This window comes from Streptomyces sp. NPDC046915, assembly GCF_040644935.1.
GTDB lineage: Bacteria > Actinomycetota > Actinomycetes > Streptomycetales > Streptomycetaceae > Streptomyces.
The window spans coordinates 34,083-41,976 of record NZ_JBEYXB010000041.1 but is presented as its reverse complement, the minus strand read 5'-3'; the positions used below and the strand labels follow the sequence as shown (position 1 = coordinate 41,976).

The 7,894-nt window shown below is 73.2% G+C and carries 7 protein-coding genes; 2 read left to right on the top strand and 5 right to left on the bottom strand.

Features of this window, described 5'->3' with window-relative positions; all coding sequences use genetic code 11:
- From ABZ915_RS47170 to ABZ915_RS47155, 4 genes are all read right to left on the bottom strand, one after another.
- On the bottom strand, nucleotides 1-244 hold a 244-nt coding region (locus ABZ915_RS47170), incomplete at its 3' end, for a biotin carboxylase N-terminal domain-containing protein (RefSeq protein WP_361817194.1).
- A complete protein-coding gene (locus ABZ915_RS47165; protein WP_361817191.1) occupies nucleotides 241-462 on the bottom strand; it encodes an acyl-CoA carboxylase subunit epsilon in 222 nt (73 codons plus the stop codon). The genes ABZ915_RS47170 and ABZ915_RS47165, both read right to left, overlap by 4 nt.
- Nucleotides 459-2,126, bottom strand: a complete 1,668-nt coding sequence (locus ABZ915_RS47160) for an acyl-CoA carboxylase subunit beta (RefSeq protein ID WP_361817188.1) — start codon at nucleotides 2,124-2,126, stop codon at nucleotides 459-461. The genes ABZ915_RS47165 and ABZ915_RS47160 overlap by 4 nt, the downstream gene beginning before the upstream one ends.
- Nucleotides 2,127-2,192: 66 nt before the next feature.
- Nucleotides 2,193-3,527, bottom strand: a complete 1,335-nt coding sequence (locus ABZ915_RS47155; RefSeq protein WP_361817200.1) for an MFS transporter — start codon at nucleotides 3,525-3,527, stop codon at nucleotides 2,193-2,195.
- A 486-nt stretch (nucleotides 3,528-4,013) separates the two neighbouring features.
- Between ABZ915_RS47155 and ABZ915_RS47150 the strand changes: the two genes are divergently transcribed.
- Nucleotides 4,014-6,305, top strand: coding sequence for a LuxR C-terminal-related transcriptional regulator (locus tag ABZ915_RS47150; RefSeq protein ID WP_361817185.1), 2,292 nt, complete (start codon nucleotides 4,014-4,016; stop codon nucleotides 6,303-6,305).
- Nucleotides 6,306-6,521: 216 nt separating this feature from the next.
- On the opposite strand, the gene ABZ915_RS47145 is transcribed toward ABZ915_RS47150, so the two are convergent.
- Nucleotides 6,522-6,689 (bottom strand): hypothetical protein, encoded by a 168-nt coding sequence (locus tag ABZ915_RS47145; protein ID WP_361817183.1) that lies wholly within the window; start codon nucleotides 6,687-6,689, stop codon nucleotides 6,522-6,524.
- A 135-nt stretch (nucleotides 6,690-6,824) separates the two neighbouring features.
- On the opposite strand from ABZ915_RS47145, the gene ABZ915_RS47140 reads away from it, so the two are divergent.
- Entirely contained in the window at nucleotides 6,825-7,844 is a 1,020-nt protein-coding gene (locus tag ABZ915_RS47140; protein ID WP_361817180.1) for a hypothetical protein, read from the top strand.
- Nucleotides 7,845-7,894 lie beyond the last annotated feature (50 nt).

Here is a 7,894-nt window from a genome sequence, read left to right as displayed (position 1 = left end):
CCCGGGCGGCCCCGAGGACCTTGCCGATGTCGAGGTAGCTGGTGGCCGGGGTGTCACCGCCCAGAGCGAACGCCTCATCCGCGGCGCGGACATGCGACGCGTCCCGGTCCGGGTCGGCGTATACGGCCACGCTCGCGATCCCGGCGTCCCGGCAGGCCCGGGCCACGCGGACAGCGATCTCACCACGGTTGGCGACGAGCACCTTGGTGACGCGGCCGGTGCCGTGGACCGTACGACCGGTCATGACGCCCACGCCCCCGGCGGGCGGAAACGGGCGCCGGGGTGCCGCCACACCGTCGGCGTCGGCGTGGCCTCCTCCGCCGGCTCCTCGGCACCGCCGGACAGGCGGGTGACGAGCAGGACGGTGAGCGCGGCCACCTCCTCCGCGGTAGGCGTGCCCCGGGTGACGCGCAGCCCGGCGGCGGCGAGATAACGGGTCGCGTCGGGCGGCGTGGCGGTCACAGGGGGAGGTTCCCGTGCTTGCGGCTGGGCAGTGCGGTCTGCTTGGCCCGCAGCATGGACAGCGCGTCGATGAGCCGGGCACGGGTGTGGACCGGGTCGATCACGTCGTCGACGAGGCCGCGCTCGGCCGCGTAGTAGGGGTGCATGAGTTCCGTCCGGTACTCCTTGATCCGCTGGGTGCGCATCGCCTCGGGGTCCTCGGCGAGGGCGATGTCCTTGCGGAAGATGACGTTCGCGGCGCCCTCGGCGCCCATCACGGCGATCTCGTTGGAGGGCCAGGCGAGGGTGATGTCCGCGCCGATGGAGCTGGAGTCCATCACGATGTAGGCGCCGCCGTAGGCCTTGCGCAGGATCAGCGAGACACGGGGCACGGTGGCGTTGCAGTAGGCGTAGAGGAGCTTGGCGCCGTGCCGGATGACACCGCCGTGTTCCTGTTCCACACCGGGCAGGAAGCCGGGCACGTCGACGAGGGTGACCAGCGGGATGCTGAAGGCGTCGCAGAACTGGACGAAGCGCGCGGCCTTCTCGGAGGCGTGGATGTCGAGGACACCGGCCAGGGTGGCCGGCTGGTTGGCGACGATGCCGACGACCTGGCCGCCGAGCCGGGTCAGGGCGCAGACGACGTTGGTGGCCCACTGGGAGTGCACCTCGAAGTACTCGCCGTGGTCGACGATCTCGGCGATGACCTCGCGGATGTCGTAGGAGGCGTTGGGCCGGGAGGGGACGAGGTCGAGCAGGCGCTCGCAGGCGCGGTCGGCGGGGTCCTCGAGGTCGCCGGCCGGGGCGAGTTCACGGTTGTTGGAGGGCAGCAGGGACAGCAGGTGCCGCACGTCCTGAAGGCACTCGGTCTCGTCGTCGTAGGCGAATCCGGCCACGCCGGACAGCGCGGCGTGGCTGTCGGCGCCGCCGAGGTGCTCGTGGCTGACGTGTTCGCCGGTGACCGCCTGGACGACGTCGGGGCCGGTGATGAACATCTGCGCGGTGCCGCGCACCATGAAGACGAAGTCGGTCAGCGCCGGGGAGTACGCGGCGCCGCCCGCGCACGGGCCGAGGATCACCGAGATCTGCGGGATGACCCCGGAGTTGCGGACGTTGCGGCTGAAGATGCCGCCGTAGCCGGCCAGGGCGGTGACACCCTCCTGGATGCGGGCGCCGGCGCCGTCGCACAGGCCGACCAGCGGGGCGCCGGCCGCCTGGGCGAGGTCCATCAGCTTGTGGATCTTCTGGGCGTGGGCCTCGCCGAGGGCGCCGCCGAAGATGCGGAAGTCGTGGGCGTAGGCGAAGACGGTACGGCCGTGCACCAGGCCCCAGCCGGTGATCACGCCGTCGGTGTAGGGCTTCTTGTACTCCAGTCCGAAGCCGGTCGCCCGGTGCCGGCGCAGGCCCTCGACCTCGGTGAAGGTGCCCGGGTCGAAGAGCAGGTCGAGGCGTTCGCGCGCGGTGAGCTTGCCCTTGGCGTGCTGGGCCTCGGTGGCCTTCTCGCTGGGGCCCCGGGTGACCTGGCGTCGCAGGGCGCCCAGTTCGGCCGCGCGTTCCCGCAACGAGGCGTCGCGTACGTCGTCCTGGAGGGCCGTCGGCGGTGGCGCGGCGGCGGGGAGCGGGTTCGCGGGGACGGTGTCCGCGATCGCGGTGGGGATCGTGGACCGTTCCTCGATGACGCTCATGCAGACCTCTTTCGACGCGGTGGATCCCGGCTCGGGGACGCGGCCTCGTGAGGGTCAGCGGATGGCCTAAAGGCGGGCTTGCGCGTGGGCGGCCGGGTCGCCGTCCGGGGCGGCCGGTGCGGGTCGGCGGTGCAGTACCGCGAGTCCGGCCAGGGCGGCCACGGCGGGCAGCAGGGTCATTCCGGCCACGACTCCGGCGTGGGCGGTGGTGCTCTGACGGGCGGCGTGGCCGGTGCCGGAGGAGACGTATCCGGTGGCCTGGAGGGCGAGGGCGTACAGGAAGGGGCCCACGGCCAGACCGAGCGACTCGGCCGCGCCGAACAGGCCCGACAGGGTGCCGGCCGGGCGTCCGGTGCGGTCGGCCTCGGCGCAGCGCTCGGCGAGCAGGGCGTACAGCAGCAGGAGTTGGCCGGCGTGGCCGGTGCCGGCGACGAACACGGCGAGGGGCGCCGCGGCGGGCAGGGCGGGTGTCACCGCGAGCAGCAGGCAGCCTGCGACGAAGACGGCGGTTGCCTGGCGGAAGGCGGCGCGGTGGCCGGTGCGGGCGCCGCGGCGGGTCCACCAGGGGGTGGTGAGGAGATTGGGCAGGACGAACGCGGCGACCAGGACGGAGGTCATGTCCTCGTGGCCCAGGGCGTGTTCGGCGAAGTAGGGGCCGCCCGCGAGGAGGCAGCCGGTGGCGGTGACCTGAAGGGCGGTGCAGACGACGAGGGCGGCGAAGCGGGGGGTGGTGCGCAGGACGGTCCAGGGGCGTGGGAGGGGGGCCGAAGGGGTGGCGGCGGGCGGGGAGGTGTCCGGGCGGGTGGAGCGGGGTGGTGGGGCGGCTGTCGCGCGGACGGCGAGGGTGGCCGCCGCCATCACGCTGGCGCCGAACAGGCCGGCCCAGCGGTAGCCGGTGAGGCCGCCTCCGGTGGCGGTGACGAGGGCCGGGGCGGCGGCTCCGGCGGTCAGTGCGGCGACGGCGATGCCCGCCACCCGGGCGGCGACCAGACTCGTACGGGACTCGGGGTCGGCGGCGAGTTCACCGGGCAGCGCGGCGTAGGAGGCGTGGAAGAAGGCGAAGGCCGTGGCGGCGAGGGTGAGGGCCAGGGTCGCCCAGAGGGCACCGGCGGTGCCGTGGGCGACTCCGGCGAAGGTCAGGGCGAAGGCGAGGGCGGTCGCCGTGCCGCCGGCCGTGAGGTGGGCGCGGCGGATGCCAGGGCGGCGGGCGCGGTCGCCGAGCCGGCCCGCCCAGGGGGTGGCCAGCACGTCCCACGCCTTGGGGAGCAGTACGGCCGCGCCCGCGGCCACGGCGGGGATGCCGAGGGTGTCGGTCAGGTACGGCAGCAGGAGCAGACCGGGCAGCGTGGTGAAGACGCCGGTCACCGCGGATCCGCAGGCATAACCGACCCGACTGCGCACACGGAGGGCAGGTGACACGTCTGTTTCTCCCTACGCACGGGGGGTACGGCCGAGAACGTGTTCCGATCATGGGAACCATGCGGTCGAACGCCAGTCGGGAATTTCCCCGGCATCGGACCCCGGCCAGCTTGTCGTGAACCGTGTCCGGTGCGGCCGTGCCCGGCCTGCCCGGTTCGGGAGCTGAGCCTTGCCTAAGTAAGAAGTGGGCAAGAGATCCGTGAGACTCCAGAGAGAGTCAAGCGATCCTCGAACGATCCTCAGGTGGAAGAGGAATCCCGGCGCGCCGACAGTGGATTGCCCGTGCTTTACCGCTGGCATACCCCTGCTTTGCTCCACTTGGCGGCGCCTCGCGCGCGCTGGAATTCCCCGTCACCGCACCTCGCCCCACCTGCACTTCCTGCCATGCAGGCAGTGGTCGGCGGGGACCGCTTGGCGCGCGCGCCAGCGCGGGTGAGCCTGCACGCAGCCAGCGACGAAGGAGGCCCCGTGCCGCATGGGCCGACCGGGCGGCCGGGCCGGACCGCCCGGACTGATCCGCGTGCCCGCGAACTCTCCTTCCTGGTAGAGGAGTTGCGCCGGGCTCGCGGGCGGGCCGGGATCGTGCGGTTGTCGGGGGAACCCTGGATCGGCAAGACCCGTCTGGCTCGCCGGCTGGCCCGGGAGGCGGCACGCCAGGAGTGGGCCGTGGTCTGGGGCCGGGCGGCGGGCGGGGAGGGGCCGGGGCGGCCCTTCCACGCGCTGGTGGACGCGCTCGACGACCGGCTGGCCGCGCTGGAGCCCGGGGTGCTGCGCCGGCTCGGGGCGGCGCGGGTCCGCCGGCTGGCCGAGGTCTTCCCCGCGCTCGGTGCCGGGACCGTGCCGGGGCCGGAGGACCTCGACGTGTACGCGGTGTCGCGGGCGGTGCGCGCACTGCTGGAGGAACTCGCCGGACGGGAAGGGCTGTTGCTGGTCCTGGACGACGCGCACCGGGCGGGGCCCGAGGTCGCGGAGTTCGCCGAGCACCTCCTGCGGCGGCCGCCGGCCGGCGCGGTGCTCACGCTGCTCGTCCATCGCGGTGGCGGTCCGGGCGCCCGGCGGCTCACGGCGCTCGCGCACGGGGACGACGCCGTACGGGACGTCGTGCTGCGGCCCCTGTCGCGGGCCGAGGCGGAGACGCTGCTGCCCGCCGGGCTCGCCCCGCTGCGCCGGGAGCTGGTCCTGCGGGACTCCGCGGGGGTGCCGGGGCTGCTGCGGGCGCTGTCGGCCGACGGCGGCCCGGAGGACGACTGGGACATGCACAGCGGCCTCGAACTGACCCGGGGGGACTGCCCGTCGTCGGCGCTGCCGGCGTTGGCGCCCGCGCTGGATCTGCGGGTGCTGTCCCCGCTCGCCCGGCGGACCGCCGCGGTCGCGGCGGCCGTGGGGGACCCGTTCACCGTGGAACTGGTGGCCGACGCGGGCCGGCTGGCCGCCGGGGACGTGCTGCGGGCGGTGGACGAGCTGTACGGCGAGGGGATGCTCCGGCCCGACACCTTGGCGGGCCGGTACCGGTTCGCGCGGCCCGCGGTGCGGGCGCTGGTGCAGCGGGCGGCGGGCGCCACGTTCCGTGACACGGTGCGCGAGCGTGCGGTGCCCGTGCTGCGGGCCGCGGGTGCCGGGGGTGAGCCGCTGCTCGGCGCGCTGCTGGAGACCGCACCGGCGTTGACGGCCGAGGACGCCGGGCTGCTCGCACGGCAGGCGCACGCCACACTGTTCGTCCAGCCCGCCCGCGCGGCCCGGATGGCCCGCCGTGCGGCCGAGCGGCCCGACGCCCCGCTCGGCGTACGGCTGCTGCTGTGTCAGGCGCTGGTGCTCAGCGGGCGGCTCGTGGAGGCGGTGGGCGAGTACGCGCGGGTGACCGCGCCGGTGCCGGGGGCGACGCAGGGATACGGGCAGCGGTGGCCGTCGGCGGAGAACCAAGTCGCCGACTGGGCCGAGGCCGCCGTGTGGCGGGCGCGGGCCCTGCGGTTGCTGGGGGTGCGCCGACAGGCCTGGGACGTGTTGCGGGCGGTGCCGGGGGAAGGACGCGCCGCCGTGCCGGAGACGGACGCGGAACTCGCCGCGCTGCTGCTGGAGTCGGGGCGGGCGGCGCGCGGTGCCGCCTCGGCCGTCGCACGGCGTCTGGCGCGGCGGGTGCCGGCCGAGGAGGCCGGTATGCGGGGGCACGCCCTGGCGTTGCTGGCCGCCGCGGACGGCGGGGAGGCGGTCCGGGAGGCCGAGCTGCTGCTCGCCGGGGCCGGCCCTGAGCGGTCGGCGGCGCATGTGGAGGCGTGGCGCTGGCTGGGCGAGGCCGCCGCGACGGCCGGCGACGGGGCCCGGTCCCGGCGCTGCTTCCAGTACGGCTTCGATCTGGCTCTGCGGCACGCCCAGGGCCACTTGCTGGGCCGGTTCGCGCTCGGGCTGGGACAGGCCTGTCTGGACACCGGCGACGCGGCCGCCGCGGTGATTCACGCCCGTTTTGCGTCCGCGGAATTCGAGCGGCTCACCGCCCACGACTTCACAGCCATTGCACAGGAACTGGCAAAACGCGCCGACCGGGTGGCGGCGAAGGATTCGGAAGGTGATCGAATAGCTCTACTCAGTGCCCGGGAGCGAGAAATAGCGCTGCTTATCGGACCGGGTCTGACGAATCAGCAGATTGCCGTGCGACTCAATATCAGCGTGAAGACGGTGGAAACTCATATGGCCCGGATATTCCGGAAAATGGGGGCGGCATCCCGGGCCCAGGTCACTTATCTCCTGTCGGCCCCGCCCGAATGAAGATCGCCCCGCTCTCGGTATTGGGACCGAGGGCGGGGCGGCGGGAGGCGTCCACCGGCGGGGGATCCGGTGTGCCTCGCGGAACTCATTGTTCCCGGCGTGTCTTGCGAAGGGCTAAAGTCCGCCCCGCTCACACGCGAGCGAGCGGACCGGGTCGATCCGGTCCGCTCCGGTGCGCGGGGACGCCCGACGGGGCGAACGTTGCCTGTCGCGGCACTAGCCCCACTGGTCGTCCGCCGGGGTGTTCGATGTCCCGGCATTCGAGACCGACGCGGTGACCGCGCCATGCGGAATGCGAGCCTCCGTCATGTTCGATCCCAGTGCGGCGAGGATTCCCGCCGCGGTCAGAAGTCCGGCTGTCGTGAATCGCAGCACCTTGCCCATGTCTACCCCCAAGTTCGACAGTTGGCGTGCGGTACGACAGCAATGCTGGCCGACCCTGGTTTTCCTCCCAAGACATTCCTGATGTCGTAAAGTTGCCTGACAAGAAGTTCTCGGGACGCGGGGAGTGAGCCTGCAATGTCTGAAAGCGCCCTCTCTGACGGCGGTTTCGCCATGCTGGATGATGCCGAGGCGAGCGCGTACCGCAATGCGGTGCTGCTGGGGCGCTTTGTACGCGAGGAGATGGCGACCACCCTCGGGGTCTCGCTGGAAAAGGCGGCCGCCATCGAGGAGCGGCTGAAGGCGCTCAGCCTGCTGCGTTCCCTTCCCGGCGAGCCGGGACTGCTGCTGCCGGTGAGCCCCGACGCGGCGGTGGCCGATCTGGTGGGGGAAACCGAGGACCGCATCCGTGACCTGCAACGGACGGTCGCCGAGGTGCGCGACCAGATGGGCACCCTGCGCTCGACGTACTTCGAGAGCAGACAGCAGCGCAACCAGGCCGAGGCCTTCGACGTCATCAGTGACATCGACGCGTTACAGGCCATGCTGGACGAGCAGGGCGAACGCTGCCGCCTGGAGATGCTCACCGCGCAGCCCGGCGGTGCCCGCCCCTCCAACCTCCTGGCCAACGCCCGCCCCAAGGTCCTGGAACGGCTGCGGCGCGGGGTGCGGATCCGGCACCTCTACCAGCACACCGCGCGCAGCGATCTGGCCACCACCGCCTACGTCCAGGCGGTGACCCGGCACGGGGCGGAGGTGCGCACCACCGACGAGCTGATCGACCGGATCGTCATCTACGACCGGGAGGTGGTGTTCCTGCCCGAGCAGCACGTGGACGGCCGGGTGCCCGGGGCGGTGGTGGTGCGCGAGCCGACGCTGGTGGCCTTCCTCTGCCGGGTCTACGAGCATCTCTGGGACGGCGCCACGCAGTTCGACCCCGGCGCCGAGGACGGTGCCGAGATCACCGACGACCTGAAGCGGTCCATCGTCAAGCTCATGGCCCAGGGGTACAAGGACGAGCTGGTGGCACGCCGGCTGGGCATGTCGGTGCGCACCTGCCGCCGGTACATCTCACAGATCATGCTGGGCGTCGACGCCACCAGCCGTTTCCAGGCCGGGGTCAACATCGCGCTGATCGGACTGCTCGACGGCCAGTAGCCCCTACGACTCCCCTCGTACGGCGGGACCGGCGGCACAGTCTGCCAGTC